Below are 20,915 nucleotides of genomic sequence, written 5' to 3'. Positions count from 1 at the left end.
ACGCGCCCCGTATCAGGGCAGCGCGCACCGGCCGGCCGCAGGGACCGGCGCGGTTGTGCGTCCGCTCAGCTGTACTCGGGGCCGCTCAGGCCCGTACACAGCCGCGCGGCTGCCCGCCCGCCGCTCGCTCTCGGCCCCTCCACACGGAAGAGGCAGCACCCTGTCCACCACCGCTGAACCCATCAAGACGACCTTCCGCGACCTGGGAATCCTCCCGGAGACCGCTGAGGCACTCGAGGCCGTCGGCATCGTCCACCCGTTCCCGATCCAGGAGATGACCCTCCCGGTCGCGATGACCGGCCACGATGTCATCGGCCAGGCCAAGACCGGCACCGGCAAGACCCTCGGCTTCGGCCTCCCGCTCATCGAGCGGGTCGTCGTGCGCGCCGACGTGGACGCCGGCCGGGCCACCGAGGAGCAGCTCACCGACTTCCCGCAGGCGCTGATCGTCGTCCCGACCCGCGAGCTCTGCACCCAGGTCACCAACGACCTGCAGACCGCCGGCAAGGTGCGCAACGTGCGCGTGCTCGCCGTCTACGGCGGCCGGGCCTACGAGCCGCAGGTCGAGGCGCTCACCAAGGGCGTCGACATCGTGGTCGGCACCCCGGGCCGACTGCTCGACCTGGCCGGGCAGAAGAAGATGAACCTGTCCAAGGTCCGCTCGCTGGTCCTGGACGAGGCCGACGAGATGCTCGACCTCGGCTTCCTGCCGGACGTCGAGAAGATCATCAACATGCTGCCGGCCAAGCGGCAGACCCTGCTGTTCTCGGCCACCATGCCGGGCCAGGTCATCAGCCTCGCCCGCCGGTACATGAGCCAGCCGACCCACATCCGGGCCACCGCCCCGGACGACACCGGCACCACCGTCGCCAACACCGAGCAGCACATCTTCCGTGCGCACTCGCTGGACAAGGTCGAGATGGTCTCGCGCATCCTGCAGGCCGACGGCCGCGGGCTGGCGATGATCTTCTGCCGCACCAAGCGCACCGCCGCCGACGTCTCCGACCAGCTGACCCAGCGCGGCTTCGCGGCCGGCGCGGTCCACGGCGACCTCGGCCAGGGCGCCCGCGAGCAGGCCCTGCGGGCCTTCCGCAACGGCAAGGTGGACGTGCTGGTCTGCACCGACGTCGCCGCCCGCGGCATCGACGTCGAGGGCGTCACGCACGTCATCAACTACCAGTGCCCCGAGGACGAGAAGACCTACCTGCACCGGATCGGCCGCACCGGCCGGGCCGGCGCCTCCGGCACCGCCGTCACCCTGGTCGACTGGGACGACATCCCGCGCTGGCAGCTGATCAACAAGGCGCTGGACCTGTCGTTCAACGACCCGGAGGAGACCTACTCCACCTCGCCGCACCTGTTCGAGCTGCTGAAGATCGCGCCGGGCACCAAGGGTGTCCTGCCGCGCTCGGAGCGGACCCGGGCGGGGCTCAACGCGGAGGAGGTCGAGGACCTCGGCGAGACCGGTGGACGCGGCAGCCGTTCCGGCCGTTCCGGCCGCGGTCGCGACGGGCAGGGCGGCTCGGGCCGTCCGGCCGCCGCCCCGGCCGAGACCGAGGAGCAGAAGCCGCGCCGCACCCGTGAGCGCCGCCGCACCCGCGGGGGCTCGACGGTCGGCTCCGAGGGCAACGCCACCGCCGCCGTGACCGAGGCCGCCACGGCGGCTCCGGCCCCGGCCGTCGAGGGCGCCGAGGGCGAGGCCGCGCCGCGCCGTCGCCGCCGCCGCTCGCGCGGTGCCGGCGCCGGCGAGGCCGTGGTCGCGGTCGAGGCGGCTCCGGTCGTCGAGGCCCCCGCGGTCGAGGCCCCGGTGGCCGCGGCTCCGGTGGTCGAGGCCGCTCCGGCCGTCGAGGCTCCGGCGGAGGAGAAGCCCGCCGCCCGGACCCGCACCCGGACGCGCAAGCCGAAGGCGGAGGCCGTCGAGGCCGTCGTCGAGGCGGCCGTCACCGAGGCCCCGGCCGAGGCGCCGGTGGCGGAGAAGCCCGCCACCCGCACGCGCACCCGCAAGCCGAAGGCCGAGGCCGTCGAGGCGGCCGCCGCCGAGGCGCCGGTGGCGGAGAAGCCCGCCACCCGGACCCGGACGCGCAAGCCGAAGGCGGAGGCCGTCGAGGTCGCCGTCGAGGCGGTCGCCACCGAGGCCCCGGCCGAGGAGAAGCCGGCCCCCCGTACGCGGACCCGCGCCCGCAAGGCCGCGGCCACCGCCGAGACCGCCCCGGAGGCCCCGGCCGCCGAGGCCGCCGCCGAGGTCCCGGCCCCGCGCAAGCGCACCCGCGCCCGCAAGGCCGCCGCGACCGTCGAGGCGACCCCGGAGAGCTGACCCGCAGCGCATCCCCCGAGGGGGCGAGCCAGGCCACCCGGCCCGGCCCGCCCCCTCGGGCGTTCCCGGCGCCTGCCCCGCCCGGCCGCACCCGGATCCCCCCAGGGGCACCCCCACCGCCCGACATCCGCCCCCGGTCCCCCGCGCCGTGTCGGCGCAGCGGTGGGCGACGGGCGGCTGCGTGTACGGCCTAAGCTCGGGGTCGTCCGGGGAGTCGCCGCCAGGAGAGCAGGGAGACCACGCCATGAGCACGCCGCCGTTTCTGAGGTTGCCCGGATGTGCGCGGGCCGAGCGGGTGGTGACCGGGCGTGGGGAGTTCGCGGCGTTGCGGGCGGAGCCGGACGGGGCGGTGCGGGGTTCGGCACTGCTGGTGCCGGGGTTCACGGGCAGCAAGGAGGACTTCATCGGGCTGCTCGAGCCGCTGGCGGCGGCCGGGTACCGGGTGACCGCCGTGGACCAGCGCGGGCAGTACGAGACCGGCGGCCCGGACGACCCGGAGGCGTACGCCGTCGGCGAGTTGGGCGCGGACGTACGGGCGCTCACCGAGGTGCTGGCGGCGGACGGCGGGCCGCTGCACCTGCTGGGGCATTCCTTCGGCGGCCAGGTGGTGCGCGAGGCGGTGCTCGCCGCCGCCGCGCACGGCGCGCTGCCGTGGCGGTCGCTGACCCTGATGTCCACCGGGCCGGGCGCGATCGACCCGGCCGAGGCGGCCCGCACCAAGCTGCTGCTGGACGCGCTGCAGGTGATGGGCCTGGAGGAGATCTGGCAGGTCATGCGGCAGATGGAGGCGGACAGCGGTCAGCCGCTGCCGAGCCGGGATCCGGCTGTCGCGGAGTTCCTGCACCGCCGCTGGGTGGCCAATGTGCCGCGGGCGCTGTCCGTCACCGGCGGCCATCTGGTCGCCGCGCCGGACCGGGTGGACGAGCTGGCCGCCGCCACCGCCGGGCTACCGGTGCTGGTGCTGTCCGGGGTGCAGGACTACGCCTGGCCGGTTCCGGAGCAGAGCCGGATGGCCGAGCGCCTGGGTGCCCGACGGGTGGTGGTCGCGGACGCGGGCCACTCCCCCAACGCCGAGCAGCCGGCCGCGACCGCCGAGGCACTGACCGCGTTCTGGGCCTGACCGGCGCCCGTTCCCGACCTGACCGGCGCCCGTTCCGGGCCTGACCGCCCTCGTCAAGCCGCACCCTTCCGGAAGTGGTCTCTACCACTTCCGGAGCTTCGACCGGCTTCAATGCAGGACAAAATTCGTTAGTTACGGTAATCTTTGATTCTGTCCGGGAATCATCGTCGGCCTCGACGCCGAAGCACATCACCCGAAACCTGGACTTTACGGACGGGCAACGGCCCGGTAGCACGGCCACGACACCGTGGTTCACGAGGCTCTGGACGCACCAGGCAAGCAGGGGGAGCCCTTGCCGCAGCAGACCGCCGCACGTACGACGCGCCCGGTCCGGCCGCTTCGCCGGACCCACCGAATCCCGAAAGGGCTGATACCCACTCAGCCGCGAGCGCCCCGCCCGACGGGGCAAGGAAAGGAGACGCCCATGACGAAGACCATGCGCTTCGAGATCGTCCGACTGGACGACGCCAACGGCTCCGCCACCGACCGTCTGATCGCCGACGCCGCCACCGTGCGCGAGCATGTGGAGGCCGCCGCCCTTACCGGCGAACGCCTGCTCATCCGGCCGTGCCCGACCGTCTGACCCCGCGCGGCGACTCCCACCGGGAGCCCTCACCCGCCGCAGACGAGCCGGGAGCGTCCGATCCGGACGTTCCGATACCCGACTGACGCCCCGTCACCGCGATCGCCGATGACGGGGCGTCAGTGCGTCCGGGTCCGGACGCCGGACGTTTGCCGCCGCCCGTGACGGGACATGCCCCAACGGGAACCGTCCGCGCCGCGCCCACCCAACGGCGGCCGGGCGTCTGCTACCGACAGGTGCCGCCGAGCCCTCCGTACGGGTGATCGTCCTTGACGCGGCGGTCCGGAGGGAGGAGCGTTGACGGCTATGAGGGGCGAGCCTAGCTGCCCGAGGTGCGCCGGTCGGGTCCGCGCCCCCGGCCTGTTCTCAGACACCTGGCAGTGCGACCGGCACGGAGCGGTGCACCCGATGCAGCCGGTGCTGCCCCCGAGTGTCGAGGCCCTCGGCGTCGCCGTCGCCCGTTCGCAGGTCCCCGTCTGGCTGCCCTGGCCGCTCCCGGTCGGCTGGCTCTACACCGGCATCGCCCACGTCGGCGACGACGTCTCGGGTGCCCGTGCCACCGCCGTCGCCTGCTCCGGCCCGGCGCCGCTCGGCGGCTTCGGCGAGCTGGTGCTGGTCGCCGAGGAGCCGGGCGTCGGGGTCGGCGCCCGGTACGCCGGGCTCCCGGGGCCGGACCCGGGCGATTCCGTCGGCCTCTACAAGCCCGCCGACGCCAAGCTGATGGCCGCCGGGCGCCCCACTCCGATGTTCCACGTCCCGGACGCCCCGGCCGACCGCGCGGTGTTCGTCGGCGAGGCCCGCGGGCTCTGGCTCTGGGCGATCGCCTGGCCCGAGCAGTCCGCGCTGGTGATGTACGACGAGCTGGTGCTCACCGACCTGCGCGAGGCCGGCGCCGAGCTCGACCTGCTGCCCTGCGGCGCCCTCTCCCCCCACCTGCTCGGCTGACCCACGCCCGGGCTCGCCCGAACGACGGCCTGCCCCTCGTCCGGACGCCTGCCCCTCGCCCGACCGACGGGCCTATCCTGGGCGGCACCCACGAGCCTCCAGGAGCCCGACCCGTGCGCATCGACCTGCACGCCCACAGCAACGCCTCCGACGGCACCGACAGCCCGGCCGAGCTGGTCGCGGCGGCCGTCGCCGCGGGCCTCGACGTCGTGGCGCTCACCGACCACGACACCGTGGCCGGCCACGCCGAGGCCGCCGAGGCGGTGCACGCGCTGCCCGACGGCGCCCGGCTGACCGTCGTCCCGGGCGCGGAGCTGTCCTGCGTCGTGGACGGCATCAGCATGCACCTGCTGGCGTACCTGTTCGACCCCGAGGAGCCGGAGTTCGCGCGCGAGCGGGAGCTGGTGCGCACCGACCGGTTCCGGCGCGGGCGGGCGATCGTCGAGCGGTGCCGGGAGCTCGGCGCGGACATCAGCTGGGAGCAGGTGCAGCGGATCGCGGGAGCCGGCTCGGTCGGGCGGCCGCACATCGCCAGCGCGCTGGTCGAGGCGGGCGTGGTGGCCACCGTCTCGGACGCCTTCACCCCCGAGTGGCTGGCCAACGGCGGCCGGGCGGACGTCCGCAAGCACGAGACCGACCCGGTCGAGGCGGTCCGGCTGGTCCGGGCGGCCGGCGGGGTGCCGGTCTTCGCCCACCCGGGCGCGGTCAAGCGCGGCCGGACCGTCTCGGACGGGGTGATCGCCGGCCTCGCGGCGGCCGGGCTGGCCGCCCTGGAGGTCGACCACACGGACCACGACGAGGAGACCAAGGCCCGGCTGCGCGGCCTGGCCGGCGAGCTCGGCCTGCTGGTCACCGGCTCCAGCGACTACCACGGCACCCGCAAGACCGTCCGGCTCGGCGAGCACACCACCGACCCGGCGGTGTACGAGGCGCTGCTGGCGCAGGCCACCGGCGCGAAGCCGATCGAGCGCTGAGGGTACGCGGCGCCGCGCTCCGGCACGCCGGGCGCGGCGAGGGCGTACGGGCGCGACCCGCGCCCCCTGCTCAAGGGCCTCCTGAACGGCCGTCAGCAGCCGTCGGCCGGGCCGTCAGTCCAGCCGGACGCCTCGGCGGTCCGGGTCGCGCAGGTCGGTGCCCTGGTTCAGCCAGCGCTCCTGGAGCGCGGCCGCGCCGTGCACCCGCTTCCAGCCCGCCTCGTTGGGCGTCATCGGCAGCAGCGGCAGGAAGCGGACCGGCTCGGCCGGTTCGGCCAGTTCCAGGTCCTCGACCAGGCCGCCCGGCTCGGCGGCCAGCACCGAGGTGAAGGGCGCGCCGTCCCAGAGCGGGTTGCCGAGGTCCAGCGAGCCACCCGGGGCCACCACCAGGCCCTCGACCTGCGGCGTCGCGGCGAAGGTGGCGAGGCTGCGCAGCACGCTGTCGTGCCCGCCACGGACGGTCAGCACCAGTTCGACGCGCGGGCCGCGCACCTGGTCGGCGACCGGCGAGGTGGGGTCGGCCATCGGCGCGGCGGCCATCCCGAGCGTGGCGTACCGCACCAGGCCCTCGGCGTCGGGGCCGAAGCGCAGCACCTCGATCCGGTCGGTGCCGAGGAAGGTGACCGCGGCGCGGCCGCTCGGCTCGCCGAAGGTGGCGATCAGCCGGGCCTCGACGGCGGCCAGCACCGCCTCCCGGGAGAGCTCCGGGGAGCTGCCGCCGTGGGGATCGCCGAAGAGCGGGAAGTCGTGGGCCATGCCGGTGAGCGTAACCCGCTGGGGCGCGCGGTCCGCGTGCGGGCGGCTCGGAGGGCGGCTCGTCAAGGACCCGTAAAGCCTTGGGAACCCCTCGTCGCCGATGGCCGGTCAGATGTTAGGGTGAGCGACTGGCCACCGGGATTCTTCCGTCCCGGGGCGGCGGCGCGAGGAGGTGGTTGCGGTGGATACCGGCCGACCATGCAGTACCGGCAGCTCTGCCCGGCCCCGACTTCCCCGTACCCCGCGCCCCGCAGGCCCAACCGGCTGATTCAGCCGCGGTAGCCCCGGGCGCAGGCCCCACGGCGGACGGACCGGCCGGGAGAGCACCCTCATCCCCCTTTCACCGGTGTTCTTCGCCGTCGTACCGCGGCCGAACGTTTTTCCTTCCGCGCCGCCTTGCGACGGCTCCCTGCCCCTGGGAGCCTGCCATGTCGATGATCAACAGCCTGCGTGCTGCCGTCCGCACCAACCGCCGCCGTGGCGCGGCCGGGGTGTACGACGTCCTGCCCGAGGACGCCGCCTCGGCGGTCGTGGACTGCGCGGTCTACCAGCAGGGCCGGCGCAAGGGCGAGACCTGCAGCCCGCGCGAGGCCGCCCGCCGGGTCAAGGCCGAGCAGCAACTCCCGGACGGCACGGGCTCGTTCAGCTGGATCGGGCTGCACGAGCCGACCGAGGCCGAGTTCGAGGGGATCGCCCAGCGCTTCGGCCTGCACCCGCTCGCGGTCGAGGACGCGGTGCACGCGCACCAGCGGCCCAAGGTCGAGCGCTACGACGACGTGCTGTTCGCCGTCTTCAAGACCATCCGCTACGTCGAGCACGACCAGCTCACGCCCACCAGCGAGGTGGTGGAGACCGGCGAGCTGATGGTCTTCGCCGGACGGGACTTCGTGATCACCGTCCGGCACGGCGGCCACGGCTCGCTGCAGGAGCTGCGCCACCGCCTGGAGGCCGACGCGGACGAGGCCGGGCTGCTCGCCAAGGGCCCGTCGGCGGTGCTGCACGCGATCGCCGACCACGTCGTGGACAACTACCTGCTGGTCGCCGAGCGGCTGCAGAACGACGTGGACGAGATCGAGTACGGCGTCTTCTCGGCCAAGGGCGGCCGCAGCTCCGACGTCGGACGGGTCTACCAACTCAAGCGTGAGGTCCTGGAGTTCAAGCGCGCCGTGGTGCCGCTGCTGCGCCCGATGCAGCAGCTGTCCGAGCCGCTGCAGCGGCTGGTGGACCCGGACATCCAGAAGTACTTCCGGGACGTCGCCGACCACCTGGCCCGGGTCGCCGAGCAGGTGCACGGCTTCGACGAGCTGCTGAACTCGCTGCTGCAGGCCAACCTGGCGCAGGTCTCGGTGGCGCAGAACGAGGACATGCGCAAGATCACCGCCTGGGCGGCGATCTTCGCGGTGCCCACCATGATCACCGGCGTCTACGGCATGAACTTCGAGTACATGCCCGAGCTGCACCACAAGTACGGCTACCCGACGGTGCTCGGCGCGATCGTGCTGATCTGCGTCGGGATGTACCGGGGCTTCCGCCGCAACGGCTGGCTCTGACCGCTACCTGCGCCCGCCGCGGGCGACCAGGACCAGCCCGAGCAGGATCAGCACCACCGCCGGGTAGGCGGCCGCCGGGGGCCACTGCCCCAGCCAGAGGGCGGCGATCAGCGCCGCCCCCGGGGTCTCCAGCAGGATCGCGGTGGAGGTGATCGACGGGCCGAGGTTGCGCACCACGCGGTTGCTCAGCGAGTGGCCGAGCAGCTGGGCGGCGACCATCAGCAGCACGATCTGCCACCAGACCCCGGCCGGCCACCCGGTCATCGGCGTCCCCGCGACCAGGCAGATCCCGAGCAGCACCACCGCCGTGGTGGTGTAGCAGACCAGGGTGTACGCGGTGGTGCTGACGGTCTTGCGGACCTCGGCGCCCAGCAGCACGTACCCGGCCGCGGCCAGGCCGGCGGCGAGGGCGAGCGCGTCGCCGAGCAGCGCGCGCGGGGAGAGCGAGAGGTCGACCCCGGTCAGCACCAGCACCCCGGCGAAGGCCACGATCGTGCCGAGCCAGACCGTCCGGGACGCCCGGACGCCCATCAGGCGCATCAGCAGGATGGTCCACAGCGGGGTGGTGGTGACCAGGGCGGTGGCGGAGGCCACCGAGGTCATCCGCAGGCTGGGCATCCACAGCGCGAAGTGGACGGCGAGCAGCGCCCCGGCCGCGATCGCCAGCAGCAGCGCCCGGCGGCCGATCCCGCGCAGCTCGGCGCGGTGGCGCAGCAGCGCGTACGGGCCGAGGACGCCGACCGACATGACGTTGCGCCAGAGGGCGATCGCCAGCGCGGGCGCGGCGGTGGCGCTGATCAGCGGGCCGGACAGCGAGATGCCGCCGATCGAGACGGCGAGCAGCAGCAGGTCGAGGGTGGGGAGCGGATGCGTCGGCCGCGGGTCGGCCGCGGTGGCGGACGCGGGGGCGGTGGCGGACGCGGGGGCGGTGGCGGACGCGGGGGCGGTGGCGGACGCGGGGGCGGCCGCGGGCCGGGCGACGGGCACGGCGCTCCTCTGCTGGTGGCGATGGGTGGGGCGCTCATACGGTAAGGCCCGTGGCACGGCAATGGAACTGTCGCCCGGAGGCTGAGACATCCGCGGACGGGAACGGACGAGAAACCCGTACGCTGTCGGCCATGGACCGTACGCCCGCCGCCGCGACCGCCGACGACTTCCTCGACCAGGCCCTGCTGGAGGAGGCCGCGAAGAAGTCCGGTCTGCTCTGGGTGTGCGCGGACGGGCAGGAGCAGGCCCGGCCGCTGTGGCACGCCTGGCACGACGGCGCGGTCGTGGTGGTCGGCGAGGACGGCGAGCAGCCGCTGCACGGCCTGGCCGCCGGCGCCGGGGCCGCGATCACCGTCCGCAGCAAGGACAAGGGCGGCCGGCTGACCGGCTGGAGCGCCCGGGTGGTCGAACTCGCACCGGGCAGCGAGGCCTGGCTGGGCGCCGTCGAGGAGCTCAAGGGCAAGCGGCTGAACGCGCCCGACACCGACACCATCGCCGAGCGCTGGGCCCGCGAGTGTCGGGTGCTGCGGCTGGAGCCCGCCGGCCCGCTCACCGAGCGCCCGGGCGCGATGCCGGACGGCTCGCAGGCCGCCCAGCCGATGCCCACCCCGGCCACCACCCGCCGCCCGATCCCGGCCGGCTTGCCCAAACTGCTGTTCAAGCGCCGTTAAAGGTTCACGCCGAGGTCTCCTCGGACCGCTACCGTGCCCTCATCGGGCCGGGCCCCGCACTCGCGGGTAGATTGGCCGCGGGTGCGTCCACGTACCGCGCACGGCGTCGAGCGAGTCGAGGGAGTCCATGGCAGGGCCAGGCACCCGGGTCTTCATCTCCCATCTGTCCGCCATCGCGGTCTTCGACCCGAACGGCGACCAGGTCGGCCGGGTCCGGGACGTCGTCGTCACACTGCGGCTCGGCGGGCGCCCACCGCGCGTGCTCGGCCTGGTGGTCGAGGTGGTCGGCCGGCGCCGGATCTTCCTGCCGATGACCCGGGTGACCAGCCTGGAGTCCGGCCAGGTGCTCACCACCGGCGTGATCAACCTGCGCCGCTTCGAGCAGCGCCCGTCCGAGACCCTGGTGCTCGCCGAGCTGCTGGACCGCACCGTCACCTGGTCCAAGACCGGCGAGGACGTCATCGTGCTGGACGTCGGCATGGTGCAGACCCGGCTGCGCGAGTGGGAGATCAGCAAGGTCTTCGTCCAGGTCGGCCGGGCCGGCCGGCTGCGCAAGGCCAAGGGCGAGCGGCTCACCCTGGACTGGCAGGACGTCACCGGCTTCGCACTGCCCGAGCAGGACCAGGGCGCCGCCAACCTGCTCGCCACCTTCGAGCAGCTGCGCCCCGCCGACCTCGCCAGCGTGATGCACCACCTGTCCGCCAAGCGCCGCGCCGAGGTGGCCGCCGCGCTGGACGACGAGCGACTGGCCGACGTCCTGGAGGAGCTGCCCGAGGACGACCAGGTCGAGATCATCGGCAAGCTCCAGGAGGAGCGCGCCGCCGACGTCCTGGAGGCGATGGACCCGGACGACGCCGCCGACCTGCTCTCCGAGCTGCCCGGCGACGAGGCCGAACGGCTGCTCCAGCTGATGGAGCCGGACGAGGCCGCGCCGGTGCGCCGCCTGCTCACGTACGAGGAGGACACCGCCGGCGGTCTGATGACCACCGAGCCGATCGTCCTGGAGCCGGACGCGACGGTCGCCGAGGCGCTGGCCCGGGTCCGGGTCAGCGACCACAAGCCCGCCCTCGCCGCGCAGGTCTTCGTCTGCCGCCCGCCGAACGAGACCCCGACCGGCCGCTACCTCGGCACCGTGCACTTCCAGCGGCTGCTGCGCGAGCCCCCGTACGTCCTGGTCGGCTCGCTGGTGGACGACGACCTGGACCCGCTGCCGCCGGACACCCCGCTGTCGCTGATCACCAGCTACCTGGCGACCTACAACCTGGTCGCCGCGCCGGTCGTGGACGAGATGGACCACCTGCTCGGCGCGGTGACCGTCGACGACGTGCTCGACCACCTGCTTCCGGACGACTGGCGCGACGCCGCGCTGCACGCCGACGACGCCCGGCACGACGAGAGGGAAGGGGTGACCGGTGGACGGTGACCGCAACGGCCGGCCGGACGACTCCGCGCGTCGGCGCCTGCAGGGCGAACTTCGGCAGCTGCGCCAGCTGCGCGAACTGCGCACCCGCGAGGGCAGCCGGGAACGGCGGGTGGAGACCACCCCGATCACCGGCACCGGCCGCGCCCGGCTCGACCAGCCGCGCACCGCGCGGCCCGGCCTGCTCTCGCTGCCCACCTACGACCCGGAGGCCTTCGGCGTCCTGTCCGAGCGGATCGCCCGCTTCCTCGGCACCGGGCGGTTCATCGTCTGGATGACGGTGGTGGTCGTCGTCTGGATAGCGTGGAACACGCTGCTGCCGGCCACCGTGCGCTTCGACGAGTACCCGTTCATCTTCCTGACCCTGGCACTGTCGCTCCAGGCCTCGTACGCGGCCCCGCTGATCCTGCTGGCGCAGAACCGCCAGGACAACCGGGACCGGGTCAACATGGAGCAGGACCGCGCCCGCAGCGACCGCAACATCGCGGACACCGAGTTCCTGACCCGCGAGGTCGCGTCCCTGCGGCACGGCCTCGGCGAGGTCGCCACCAGAGACTTCATCCGCTCGGAACTGCAGTCCCTGCTCAGGGAGATCGAGGAGCGCCGGGACGCCCCCGAGCCGCTGTGACCCTCGGCACGCTACCGACGGGTTAACGGGTTCGCCGGGCGCCGTACCATCAAGGCATGGCCAACGAGACAGAGGTCGCGGCCGGCGTCACGGAGGAGTCCGTACGCCAGGCGCTGGCGACCGTCAACGACCCGGAGATCAACCGCCCGATCACCGAAATCGGCATGGTGAAATCGGTCGAGATCGCCGAGGGCGGCGCGGTGCGCGTCGCGGTCTACCTGACGGTCTCCGGCTGCCCGATGCGCGACACCATCGTCACCCGGGTCCGCGAGGCGGTCGGCAAGGTCGCCGGCGTGACCGGCGTCGAGGTCGAGCTCGACGTGATGAGCGACGAGCAGCGCAAGGAGCTCTCCCAGCTGCTGCGCGGCGGCGCCCCCGAGCGGGAGATCCCGTTCGCCAAGCCGGGCACGCTGACCCGCGTCTACGCCGTCGCCTCCGGCAAGGGCGGCGTCGGCAAGTCCTCGGTGACGGTCAACCTGGCGGCCGCGATGGCCGCGGACGGCCTGAAGGTCGCCGTCGTGGACGCCGACATCTACGGCCACAGCGTGCCGCGCATGCTGGGCGTCGAGGGCCGGCCGACCCAGGTCCAGGACATGATCATGCCGCCGCAGGCGAACGGCGTGAAGGTCATCTCGATCGGCATGTTCACCCCGGGCAACGCCCCGGTGGTCTGGCGCGGCCCGATGCTGCACCGCGCGCTCCAGCAGTTCCTCGCCGACGTGTACTGGGGCGACCTGGACGTGCTGCTGCTGGACCTGCCGCCCGGCACCGGCGACATCGCGATCTCGGTGGCCCAGCTGGTCCCCAACGCGGAGATCCTGATCGTCACCACCCCGCAGATGGCTGCCGCCGAGGTGGCCGAGCGGGCGGGCACCATCGCGGTGCAGACCCACCAGAAGATCGTCGGCGTGATCGAGAACATGTCGGGCATGCCGTGCCCGCACTGCGACGAGATGATCGACGTCTTCGGCACCGGCGGCGGCCAGACCGTCGCGGACGCGCTCACCCGCACGGTCGGCGCGACCGTCCCGGTGCTCGGCTCGATCCCGATCGACGTGCGCCTGCGCGAGGGCGGCGACGACGGCCGCCCGGTCGTGCTCGCCGCGCCCGACTCCCCGGCCGGCGCCGCCCTGCGCGCGGTGGCCGGCAAGCTCGGCGGCCGTCAGCGCGGCCTGTCCGGGATGTCGCTCGGGCTGACGCCCAAGAACAAGTTCTGAGCCGGTAGCCGGCCGAGCCGACGAAGGGGCCGGGTGGTGCCAACGGCACCGCCCGGCCCCTTCGTCGTTCATGGCCGCAGGCCCTACGGGCGGGCGTAGGCGGCCAGGTCCGCAACCGTGCAGAAGCCGACGCCGTAGGCGCTGACGCCGCGGCCGTAGGCGCCGAGCAGGATGCCGGGGGCCTCCCCGGCCAGCACCCAGCCGTACTCGGACTCGCGGTAGCGGAAGGGCTGCGGCAGGCCGTTGACCGGCAGGCTGAGGGTGGACCAGCCGGGGCCGGCCAGGTCGTCGGCGAGGTCCCAGGCGAGGCTGCTCTGCTGGTCCAGCCAGTTCTGGCGCAGCGCGCGGTCCAGCTGGCCGGGCCAGGTCGCGGCGAGCAGGCCGGAGCCGGCCAGCCAGGCGGCGGAGGAGGCGGAGGTCGCCTCCAGGGTGCCGGTGTTGTCGGCGCTGCGGCGGCTGTCGCGGCGGGCGACGGTGACCACGGCCGCGAACTTCCGCATGTCGCGCGGCTCGTACTGCTTGGCCGGCTCGTCGCCGTGGCCGAGCGAGCCGTAGTCGACGCTGCCCGTGGCGCGGGCGCCGGCGCCCGCCTGCACCAGGTAGCGCCGGCCGGTCCAGCCGTCGTCCAGGCCGTACCAGGGGAAGTCGGCGGACAGGTAGGGCACCAGCGGGTCCACCGGGCCGGCCTGTCCGCCGACCACCGGGCCGCCGGCCGTGACCGTCGCCCCTCCCGCCTGACTCGTCGCGTCCATCCCCGGGCCTCCTCAAACGCACGTGTGCCTGCCGTGGCGCGCTCCCATGGTGGCGTACCGCGGCGTTCCCGGGGGCCGTTCCTGGTCCGCGACCACGCGGAATGTGACGGACGGCTCAGCGGGAACAATCAGCACAATAGCGGCGCACACGCCGCCGCCCCGCTCAGCCGGGCGGCCGGGCGGGGCGGTGGCGTGCTGCCGGGGCGTCGGACCGGAGCGCGGGTCAGGTCGCGTCGGGGTCGAACGGGGGCCGCTCGCCGGGCGTCAGCGGGGCACCGGCGGAGGCGGGCGCCGGGGCGGACTTCTCGAAGCTGACGCTGCCGCTGCGGCCGTTCACCGGCGCCGCGGGCTTGTCGTCCAGGACGGAGCGGATGTCCAGCGAGTCCTTCATGTCCTTGAGGCCCAGCGGGTCCTCCTGGCCACCCATGAGCTGCTTGCGGACGAAGTTCTTGGGGTTGAGGTCCTCGAACTCGAAGTCCTGGAACTCGGGGCCGAGCTCGCTGCGGATGTCCTCCTTCGCGTTGTCGGCGAAGGAACGGATCTTCCGGATGAAGCCCACGGTGTCCTGGATCAGCTTCGGCAGCTTGTCCGGGCCGAAGATGATGATCGCCATCACGATCAGGGTCAGGATCTCCAGCCCGCCTACATCGCTGAACACCTTTGCTCCCTAGCTCGCCGGACGACGGTTCCTACAGGGTAATGGCCACCGGCGAGTCCCTGGCCCACGCTGCGATGAAGCCGTGGTAAAGACCTGCCGGTGGCCGAACGCGTCGGGACCCGGACGCCAGGGGCCGTCCAGGAGCGCCCTAGCGGGTCTGCTGGCGCAGCGCGGCGACGCCGCCGGGGTAGCGCTCCGGGGCGGACGGCGGGGACGCCTCACGGGTCGCGGCGACCGGGCGGCCCGGGAAGTCCACCTGAACCTGTGCGTTCATCGGGACGAGGCCGCCGCCGCGACCGGTGCCGGCGTTGCCGCCGGCCGGGCTGACGGTCGTGCCGTGGCGGTCCTCGCCCTGCGGGGAGAGCCCGCCGACGCCACCGAGCGTGACCGCCGCGACGGAGAAGGCGCCCGCGGCCGCGAAGACCAGCCGGCGCCCGCGCGCGGCGGACCGGACGGCGGCCGCGGTCGACTGCGGACGGACCGCGCGGTCCGGTCCGGCGGCGGGCTCGGGGCGGGCGGAGCGCCGGCCCATCAGCGGCCCCAGCACCGTGCCGCGCCCGAAGGCCCGCGGGTCGACGCCGGGCACCGGGGTGTCGGCGCCGAGCGCGCCCGCGCCGAAGGAGGCCCCGGCGCCGCGGCCGAAGGAACCGCCGGTGAGCCGGCTGCCGCCGAGCGTGCCGGTGGCGGCGACCCCGCCGCCGGGCAGGTCGTCGTCGTGGCGCCCGCGCCCGGGCGGCCAGTCGCCGTCCGCCGGGCCGTCTTCGGGGAGGTTGCCGACGGCCATCAGCCGGGCCATCAGCGCGGAGGACGGGCCGGGCGTGCCGGTGCGGGTCAGCAGGTGCTTGACGGAGCGGCCCTCGTCGGCCTCGGCGAGGCACTGCGGGCAGGTCGCCAGGTGCGCCTGGACGCGCTCGCGCGAGTCGTGGCCGAGTTCGCCGTCCAGGAAGGCGGAGAGGCGGTCCCCGAGGTGGTGCTCCTCGGCGGCGGGTTCGGCGGGCCGTACGGGCAGCGCGTGCAGTGCCGTGTCGGCGGGCAGCGCCAGCGCGGGCAGCACGGGCTCACCGGGTTCGTCGGTACCGCGACGGCCCGGCAGGGCCCAGCCGCGCCGGGACAGGGACCGGCCGGACGGGTCCGAGCGGTCCGAGCCTGACCGGCCGGTTCCGCTCACGATCGCCTCCGTCCGCGCCCACCGGGCGCGACCGCGGCCTCGACCGCGCCGACGCCGACGCCGACCGGCACCGGCTCCTCCGAGCCACCGCGGCGCTCACGGCCGGGGGCCTGGCCGGGGGCGCGGTGCTTGAGCGCGGCGCGCAGGTGCGAGCGGCCGCGGTGGATGCGGCTGCGGACGGTGCCGAGCTTGACGCCCAGCGTGGCGGCGATCTCCTCGTACGACAGGCCCTCGATGTCGCAGAGCACCACGGCCGCGCGGAACTCCGGGGCGAGGGTGTCCAGGGCCTGCTGCACGTCGGCGTCGAAGTGCGTGTCGCTGAAGTGCTGGGCCGGGCTGGGCTCCCGGGAGGGGAGCCGCTCGGCCGCGTCCTCGCCGAGCGCGTCGAAGCGGATGCGCTGGCGGCGGCGGACCATGTCCAGGAACAGGTTGGTGGTGATCCGGTGCAGCCAGCCCTCGAACGTGCCGGGGGTGTAGGTCGACAGCGAACGGAACACCCGGACGAAGACCTCCTGGGTCAGGTCCTCGGCGTCGTGCTGATTGCCCGTCAAGCGGTAGGCGAGCCGGTAGACGCGGGCGCTGTGCGCCTCGACGATCTCCTCCCAGCTGGGCGGAGTCCAGGTCTGCGCGTCGGGGCCCTCGGTGAAGGTCGCGAGGGCGGGAGCCTCGGTGGTACCGGCGGCCGGCGTCACGGCGGCGGGCTGGTCCAGATCGGAGTGCGCAGGCTGGTTCATCACGGGCTTCGGCGTACGGGCTGACGCGGTGCCGCGGGAGTGCCGCCGCACGGGGACGTCGCCCTCGGCCACACCTCCTCGGTCGGCTCTTCTGCCCAGCAGGGCCACCACCATATCCACCTCACCCGTCAAGCCCGGATAAAAGTGCCCGGGAGGTCTCTCGTACCCGGTCCGACATGACAACGGCCCGCCGCCGTACGCGGTTCCCGGTCGGCCAGTAATCTGTGGCAGGAAATATCGACATCCCCCGGCACCGGGCCGCCACCCGGGGCTCCGAAAGAGGCAGCCATCAGCGAGTTCGGGCCCGCGCACGCGGCCCTCGCCGACACCTACGTGGGCGAGGACCCGGTGCTGACCTACGCCCGGGCGCAGTCCGCGCGAACCGGCATCCGCGCGATCGGGCCGAGCGGCGGGGCGTGCCTGCGGCTGCTGGCCGCCGCGCTGGACGCCAAGGCGGTGGCCGAGATCGGCACTGGCACCGGGGTCTCCGGGGTCTACCTGCTGCGCGGGATGCGACCGGACGGCGTGCTCACCACCGTCGACTCGGAACCGGTGCGCCAGCAGCTGGCCCGTGAGGCCTACCAGGCGGCCGGCTTCGCGGCCAACCGCTCCCGGTTCATACCGGGCCGGGCCCTGGATGTCCTGCCCAGGCTCGCCGACGGCCAGTACGACCTGGTGTTCTGCGACGGCGATCCGGCCGAGTCCCGCGAGTACCTGCTGGAGTCGCTGCGGCTGCTGCGGCCGGGCGGGATGGTCTGCTTCGAAGGGGTGTTCCAGGAGGGCCGGCTGGCAGAGCCGGAGCAACAGGACCCGCAGACCGGCGCCGTACGGGACCTGGTCCGGGACGTCCGGGAGAGCGAGGCCCTGCTGCCCGCGCTGCTGCCGGTCTCGGACGGGCTGCTCTGCGCCGTCAAACGCTAGGGCCGTGCGCCGGGGCCGACGCCGGGCCCGGCCGGAAAACGCGCGGACCCGGGCCGACATGACGTCGTACCCGGGCCCGGCAGTGCATCTCCAGGAGATGGCGAGCACCCGCTGCGGTCAGCCGCAGGCCTTCTTCAGGGCCTCGCCGAGGGCGTCGGCCTCGTCAGGCGTGAGCTCCACCACAAGGCGTCCGCCGCCTTCGAGCGGAACGCGCATGATGATGCCCCGCCCCTCTTTGGTGACTTCGAGCGGGCCGTCACCCGTCCGCGGCTTCATGGCCGCCATGCTCGTTCCCCTTCCTGCAACCGCTCAGCTACGCACCGGCAGTCCGTCCACCGCCGGTATCGAACGCATTGATCGGAAGCCATTATCCCGCATGCCACGGGCTGATGACCAACATCACTCTCGGTGCAACCTCGGCCGGACCGCCCCCAACCGCCGCAATTCACGTCATAAGCCCCGGCGTGGCGGCAGTGCGGGCGCCACCGGAAGGTGCGATACCTCACACTCCCCAGGCGGCCGCGTGCTCCGGCATCCTGGCACACGACACCGACACCACGACGATCATCCAGGGAGCCCTCCCCCATGTCCGATTCCGTGCTGTACGAGCTGGACGGCGGCCTGGCCGTCATCACCATCAACCGCCCCGAGGCGATGAACGCCCTCGACGTCGCCACCAAGGTCGCGCTGCGCGACACCGTGGTCGCCGCGGCCGAGGACCCGGCGGTGCGGGCCGTACTGCTGACCGGAGCGGGCGAGCGCGCGTTCTGCGTCGGGCAGGACCTCAACGAGCACCTGACGCTGCTGAAGCGGGCCGAGGAGACCGGTGAGGGCGCGCTGCGCACCGTCGCCGAGCACTACAACCCGCTGACCCGGGCGCTGGCCGGGATGCGCAAGCCGACCGTCGCCGCGGTCGGCGGGGTGGCCGCCGGCGCGGGCGCCTCGCTCGCCTTCGCCTGCGACTTCCGGATCATGTCCGACCGGGCCGGCTTCAACACCGCCTTCGCCGGGATCGGCCTGACCGCCGACTCGGGCGCGTCCTGGACGCTGCCCCGCCTGGTCGGGCACGCCAAGGCCACCGAGCTGCTGATGCTGCCCCGGACGGTGAAGGCCGCCGAGGCGATGGAGCTGGGCCTGGCCACCAAGGTGGTGCCGGCCGAGGAACTCGCCGCCACCGCACGGGTCTTCGCCCGCGAGCTGGCCGAGGGCCCGACGGTCGCGTACGGCGCCATCAAGGAGTCGCTGGCGTACGGCGCTTCGCACTCGCTGTCCGAACTCCTCGACAAGGAGGACGAGCTGCAGACGCTGGCCGGCGAGAGCGAGGACCACCGGATCGCGGTGCGCGCCTTCATCTCCAAGGAGAAGCCGAAGTACGTGGGCCGCTAGGGCCTCGGCTCAGCCCTTCGCCCCGGTGCGGACGTGGCAGTCCGCCAGGTGGTCGTCCACCAGGCCGCAGGCCTGCATCAGGGCGTAGGCGGTGGTCGGGCCGACGAAGCGGAAGCCCGCCTTCTTCAGCGCCTTCGCCAGCGCCGTCGACTCGGGCGTGACGGCCGGCACCTCGCCCATCCGGCGGGGGGCCGGCCGGGCCGGGTCCGGGGCGAACCCCCAGATCAACGAGTCGAGACCGCCCTCCAGGTCGCGGGCGACCCGCGCGTTGGCGATCGCCGCGTCGATCTTGGCCCCGTTGCGGATGATGCCCGTGTCGGCGAGCAGCCGCTCCCGGTCGGCCTCACCGAACTCGGCGACCCTGGCGATCTCGAAGCCGGCGAAGGCGGCCCGGAAGCCCTCGCGGCGGCGCAGGATGGTCAGCCAGGACAGGCCGGATTGGAAGGCCTCCAGGCAGACCCGCTCGAACAGGGCGTCGTCGCCGTGCACCGGACGGCCCCACTCGGTGTCGTGGTAGACCCGGTAGTCGTCGGTGGAGTCCCCCCAGGCGCAGCGGCGCAGCCCGTCCGCGCCGAGCACCGCGCCGTCGACCGGCTCGGTCACTGGTCCTGCACCGGCTTCGCGCCCTCGGGGGCGTGGGCCGGCTCCGCGGCCGACGGCTTGGTGAGGGCGACGGCCGGCTCGACGACCGTGGCGAACTGCTCCAGGCCGGGCAGCGGTTCGGCCGCCGGGTCGGGGCCGTGGGTCGCCTCGACCGCGCCCCGCAGATGGGCGGCGGCCTCCAGCTCGGCGATCCGCGCGTCGCGGTAGGCGAGTTCGGCGCCGAGTCGGTCCAGGACGTCGTCCACCTCGTCCATCCGGTAGCCGCGCAGCGCCATCGGCAGGCGCAGCTCGTCCACGTCCGCCTTGCCCAGCGGCCGGTCCTGCGGGAGCCGTGCGGAGATGCGGTCAGGTACCGCCTCCGGCATCGAGCCGCCCCCGCCGAGCGCCACCAGGGCGGCGCCGCCGACCACCACGGCCATGGCGACCACGATCACCCAGAACACGAGCTGTCCTCCCGAACTCCCGGTCGGCCTTCGTCGAGGTGCCAGGGAACCAGACTGATCATGACAGCATGGTCCCTTAGTGAGGCCGGGGGCCATCATCGCACCCGCAGGAGCTCAGGAGGAGACATCGGTGGCACTGCGCCTGGGACCGCGGGAATTCGGTGACGACGAACTGGTGATCATGGCGATCGTCAACCGGACGCCGGACTCGTTCTTCGACAAGGGTGCGACCTTCGCCGACGAGGCCGCGTTCGCCGCCGCAGACCGCGCGATGGCCGAGGGCGCGGCGATCCTGGACATCGGCGGGGTCAAGGCCGGGCCGGGCGACGAGGTCACGGTCGAGGAGGAGCTGCGGCGCACCGTGCCCTTCGTGGCCGAGCTGCGCAAGCGCCACCCCGACGCGGTGATCAGCGTGGACACCTGGCGGCACGAGGTCGGCGAGGCGGTCTGCGAGGTGGGCGCGGACCTGCTGAACGACGCCTGGGGCGGAGTGGACCCGAAGCTCGCCGAGGTGGCCGCCCGCCACGACGTCGGGCTGGTCTGCACCCACGCGGGCGGCGCCGAGCCGCGCACCCGTCCGCACCGGACCGGGTACGAGGACGTGATGGCGGACATCCTGCGGGTGACCGTGGGGCTGGCCGAGCGCGCGGTGGAGCTGGGCGTGCGGCGGGACGCGGTGATCATCGACCCGGGCCACGACTTCGGCAAGAACACCCGGCACTCGCTGGAGGCCACCCGGCGGCTGCCCGAGATGACCGCGACCGGCTTCCCGGTGCTGGTCTCGCTCTCCAACAAGGACTTCGTCGGCGAGACCCTGGACCGGCCGGTGAACGAGCGGCTGCTGGGCACCCTGGCGACCACGGCGGTCTCGGCCTGGCTGGGCGCGCGGATCTACCGCGTGCACCAGGTCGCGGAGACCCGCCAGGTGCTGGACATGGTCGCCTCGATCCGGGGCACCCGCCCCCCGGCGGTCGCCCGCCGGGGGCTGGCCTAGGCCCAATGCCGGTGATTTAAGGTCCTGCCCGGTCCGGCGATCGTGACGATGGCCGGAGCGGGTGGTGGCCAGTCGCGGTGTTCGGCCCGTT

22 protein-coding genes are annotated in these 20,915 nt (G+C 74.1%); 13 read left to right on the top strand and 9 right to left on the bottom strand.

What is annotated here, in order from left to right:
* The first annotated feature begins 274 nt into the window (after positions 1–274).
* From ACZ52R_RS34935 to ACZ52R_RS34915, 5 genes are all read left to right on the top strand, one after another.
* Positions 275–2,314, top strand: coding sequence for a DEAD/DEAH box helicase (locus ACZ52R_RS34935; protein ID WP_465617457.1), 2,040 nt, complete (start codon positions 275–277; stop codon positions 2,312–2,314).
* A 244-nt stretch (positions 2,315–2,558) separates the two neighbouring features.
* Complete coding sequence (locus tag ACZ52R_RS34930; RefSeq protein ID WP_465617455.1) at positions 2,559–3,434, top strand: alpha/beta fold hydrolase; 876 nt, start codon at positions 2,559–2,561, stop codon at positions 3,432–3,434.
* Between the two features lie 424 nt (positions 3,435–3,858).
* Positions 3,859–4,017: a hypothetical protein gene (locus ACZ52R_RS34925; protein ID WP_360500108.1), complete on the top strand. Its 159-nt coding sequence runs from the start codon at positions 3,859–3,861 to the stop codon at positions 4,015–4,017.
* A 306-nt stretch (positions 4,018–4,323) separates the two neighbouring features.
* Positions 4,324–4,962, top strand: a complete 639-nt coding sequence (locus ACZ52R_RS34920) for a DUF6758 family protein (RefSeq protein ID WP_360499991.1) — start codon at positions 4,324–4,326, stop codon at positions 4,960–4,962.
* Between the two features lie 113 nt (positions 4,963–5,075).
* The gene (locus tag ACZ52R_RS34915) at positions 5,076–5,936 is read left to right on the top strand and encodes a PHP domain-containing protein (RefSeq protein ID WP_465754806.1); all 861 of its coding nucleotides are present in this window, start codon (positions 5,076–5,078) and stop codon (positions 5,934–5,936) included.
* 114 nt (positions 5,937–6,050) lie between these two features.
* Here ACZ52R_RS34915 and ACZ52R_RS34910 read toward each other — a convergent pair whose 3' ends face one another.
* Positions 6,051–6,692, bottom strand: coding sequence for a suppressor of fused domain protein (locus ACZ52R_RS34910; RefSeq protein ID WP_360499988.1), 642 nt, complete (start codon positions 6,690–6,692; stop codon positions 6,051–6,053).
* 428 nt (positions 6,693–7,120) lie between these two features.
* Between ACZ52R_RS34910 and corA the strand changes: the two genes are divergently transcribed.
* A complete protein-coding gene (gene corA, locus ACZ52R_RS34905) occupies positions 7,121–8,242 on the top strand; it encodes a magnesium/cobalt transporter CorA (RefSeq protein WP_465617452.1) in 1,122 nt (373 codons plus the stop codon).
* Positions 8,243–8,245: 3 nt separating this feature from the next.
* On the opposite strand, the gene ACZ52R_RS34900 is transcribed toward corA, so the two are convergent.
* The gene (locus ACZ52R_RS34900; protein ID WP_465754805.1) at positions 8,246–9,229 is read right to left on the bottom strand and encodes a DMT family transporter; all 984 of its coding nucleotides are present in this window, start codon (positions 9,227–9,229) and stop codon (positions 8,246–8,248) included.
* Positions 9,230–9,360: 131 nt separating this feature from the next.
* Between ACZ52R_RS34900 and ACZ52R_RS34895 the strand changes: the two genes are divergently transcribed.
* The 4 genes from ACZ52R_RS34895 (at position 9,361) to ACZ52R_RS34880 (ending at position 13,165) form a co-directional block, all read left to right on the top strand.
* Positions 9,361–9,900 (top strand): hypothetical protein, encoded by a 540-nt coding sequence (locus tag ACZ52R_RS34895; protein WP_465617448.1) that lies wholly within the window; start codon positions 9,361–9,363, stop codon positions 9,898–9,900.
* A 127-nt stretch (positions 9,901–10,027) separates the two neighbouring features.
* Complete coding sequence (locus ACZ52R_RS34890) at positions 10,028–11,323, top strand: magnesium transporter MgtE N-terminal domain-containing protein (protein ID WP_360499980.1); 1,296 nt, start codon at positions 10,028–10,030, stop codon at positions 11,321–11,323.
* Between the two features lie 37 nt (positions 11,324–11,360).
* Positions 11,361–11,948, top strand: a complete 588-nt coding sequence (locus ACZ52R_RS34885) for a DUF1003 domain-containing protein (protein WP_396287773.1) — start codon at positions 11,361–11,363, stop codon at positions 11,946–11,948.
* Positions 11,949–12,004: 56 nt separating this feature from the next.
* Positions 12,005–13,165 (top strand): Mrp/NBP35 family ATP-binding protein, encoded by a 1,161-nt coding sequence (locus ACZ52R_RS34880; protein ID WP_360499978.1) that lies wholly within the window; start codon positions 12,005–12,007, stop codon positions 13,163–13,165.
* Positions 13,166–13,248: 83 nt separating this feature from the next.
* Here ACZ52R_RS34880 and ACZ52R_RS34875 read toward each other — a convergent pair whose 3' ends face one another.
* The 4 genes from ACZ52R_RS34875 to sigE form a co-directional block, all read right to left on the bottom strand.
* The gene (locus tag ACZ52R_RS34875; protein ID WP_465617443.1) at positions 13,249–13,917 is read right to left on the bottom strand and encodes a hypothetical protein; all 669 of its coding nucleotides are present in this window, start codon (positions 13,915–13,917) and stop codon (positions 13,249–13,251) included.
* A gap of 223 nt (positions 13,918–14,140) precedes the next feature.
* Positions 14,141–14,575, bottom strand: coding sequence for a sec-independent translocase (locus tag ACZ52R_RS34870; protein WP_360499974.1), 435 nt, complete (start codon positions 14,573–14,575; stop codon positions 14,141–14,143).
* Positions 14,576–14,723: 148 nt separating this feature from the next.
* Positions 14,724–15,743, bottom strand: coding sequence for a zf-HC2 domain-containing protein (locus ACZ52R_RS34865; RefSeq protein WP_465754804.1), 1,020 nt, complete (start codon positions 15,741–15,743; stop codon positions 14,724–14,726).
* A complete protein-coding gene (sigE, locus tag ACZ52R_RS34860; RefSeq protein WP_465617768.1) occupies positions 15,740–16,591 on the bottom strand; it encodes an RNA polymerase sigma factor SigE in 852 nt (283 codons plus the stop codon). Before sigE ends, ACZ52R_RS34865 begins: the two co-directional genes overlap by 4 nt.
* A 174-nt stretch (positions 16,592–16,765) precedes the next feature.
* Between sigE and ACZ52R_RS34855 the strand changes: the two genes are divergently transcribed.
* A complete protein-coding gene (locus tag ACZ52R_RS34855) occupies positions 16,766–17,398 on the top strand; it encodes an O-methyltransferase (protein ID WP_360500090.1) in 633 nt (210 codons plus the stop codon).
* Between the two features lie 117 nt (positions 17,399–17,515).
* Here ACZ52R_RS34855 and ACZ52R_RS34850 read toward each other — a convergent pair whose 3' ends face one another.
* A complete protein-coding gene (locus ACZ52R_RS34850; RefSeq protein WP_014137929.1) occupies positions 17,516–17,683 on the bottom strand; it encodes a DUF3117 domain-containing protein in 168 nt (55 codons plus the stop codon).
* A 300-nt stretch (positions 17,684–17,983) separates the two neighbouring features.
* On the opposite strand from ACZ52R_RS34850, the gene ACZ52R_RS34845 reads away from it, so the two are divergent.
* Positions 17,984–18,784 carry an enoyl-CoA hydratase-related protein gene (locus ACZ52R_RS34845; RefSeq protein WP_465617439.1) on the top strand — a complete coding sequence of 267 codons (801 nt, stop codon included), beginning with the start codon at positions 17,984–17,986 and terminating at the stop codon, positions 18,782–18,784.
* Positions 18,785–18,793: 9 nt separating this feature from the next.
* Here the strand turns inward: ACZ52R_RS34845 and ACZ52R_RS34840 are convergent, their stop codons facing one another.
* Together ACZ52R_RS34840 and ACZ52R_RS34835 are read right to left on the bottom strand one after the other, a co-directional pair.
* Positions 18,794–19,387 carry a DNA-3-methyladenine glycosylase I gene (locus tag ACZ52R_RS34840; RefSeq protein WP_360499968.1) on the bottom strand — a complete coding sequence of 198 codons (594 nt, stop codon included), beginning with the start codon at positions 19,385–19,387 and terminating at the stop codon, positions 18,794–18,796.
* On the bottom strand, positions 19,384–19,830 hold the full coding sequence (locus ACZ52R_RS34835; RefSeq protein WP_465617436.1) for a DivIVA domain-containing protein: 447 nt from the start codon (positions 19,828–19,830) through the stop codon (positions 19,384–19,386). Before ACZ52R_RS34835 ends, ACZ52R_RS34840 begins: the two co-directional genes overlap by 4 nt.
* A gap of 181 nt (positions 19,831–20,011) precedes the next feature.
* Here ACZ52R_RS34835 and folP point away from each other — a divergent pair, with 181 nt between their 5' ends.
* Complete coding sequence (gene folP / locus ACZ52R_RS34830) at positions 20,012–20,824, top strand: dihydropteroate synthase (protein WP_360500087.1); 813 nt, start codon at positions 20,012–20,014, stop codon at positions 20,822–20,824.
* Positions 20,825–20,915: the final 91 nt, after the last annotated feature.

The organism is Kitasatospora sp. NPDC034023, from assembly GCF_055575795.1.
This window is presented reverse-complemented; position numbering and strand designations above follow the sequence as displayed.